General features: G+C 49.0%; 3 protein-coding genes. 2 read left to right on the plus strand and 1 reads right to left on the minus strand.

The window, feature by feature from the left end; translation table 11 throughout:
• Together ACT3RR_RS23140 and ACT3RR_RS23145 are read left to right on the plus strand one after the other, a co-directional pair.
• Nucleotides 1-352: transposase (locus ACT3RR_RS23140; protein ID WP_139158263.1), on the plus strand; the 352-nt coding region annotated here is incomplete at its 5' end.
• Nucleotides 334-525, plus strand: a complete 192-nt coding sequence (locus tag ACT3RR_RS23145; RefSeq protein WP_318591522.1) for a hypothetical protein — start codon at nucleotides 334-336, stop codon at nucleotides 523-525. The genes ACT3RR_RS23140 and ACT3RR_RS23145, both read left to right, overlap by 19 nt.
• On the opposite strand, the gene ACT3RR_RS23150 is transcribed toward ACT3RR_RS23145, so the two are convergent.
• The coding region (locus tag ACT3RR_RS23150; RefSeq protein ID WP_496201174.1) for a helix-turn-helix transcriptional regulator at nucleotides 453-737 on the minus strand (285 nt) is incomplete at its 5' end. The genes ACT3RR_RS23145 and ACT3RR_RS23150 overlap by 73 nt on opposite strands.

The raw sequence follows: 737 nt of genomic DNA on the forward strand, positions 1-737 counted from the left end.
TCATGGAGAGGAGCAATTTGTCTCAGCCGATGCCGGCTACCAAGGAGCGCCACAGCGCGAGGAGCTGGCCGAGGTGGATGTGGACTGGCTGATCGCCGAGCGTCCCGGCAAGGTAAAAACCTTGAAGCAGCATCCGCGCAAGAACAAAACGGCCATCAACATCGAATACATGAAAGCCAGCATCCGTGCCAAGGTGGAGCACCCGTTTCGCATCATCAAGCGGCAGTTCGGCTTCGTGAAAGCCAGATACAAGGGGCTGCTGAAAAACGATAACCAACTGGCGATGTTATTCACCCTGGCCAACCTGTTTCGGGTGGACCAAATGATACGTCAGTGGGAGAGATCTCAGTAAAAACCGGAAATAACGCCAGAAATGGTGGAAAAAATAGCCTAAATAGGCTGATTCGATGTGTTTGCGGGAAAAAAATCGGCCCAGATCCGCGAAATTTTAATCAGCGAGTCAGCTTGGGAAGAAATGACCTGCTTATTCGCACCTTCCCCAACTGTAATTCAAACTGCTCTTGAATTAACATCCACTTCGACCAACTTCCACCGACTACATGCGATAACCGGAGTGCCATAGCTTTCGTCAGTGAAACTGAACCGTTCAACAATTCAACTATCTCTTGCTCGCGACATCCCATGTAAACCGAAAATTTATTCAGTCCTATATTTGATACCGCTAGTATTTCGGCCAGTTTAATGCCGGGATGATCAGGAAGTAAGGTCATGCCGTA

It is taken from the genome of Ewingella sp. AOP8-B2-18, from assembly GCF_052376015.1.
Classification (GTDB): Bacteria; Pseudomonadota; Gammaproteobacteria; order Enterobacterales; family Enterobacteriaceae; genus Ewingella; species Ewingella allii.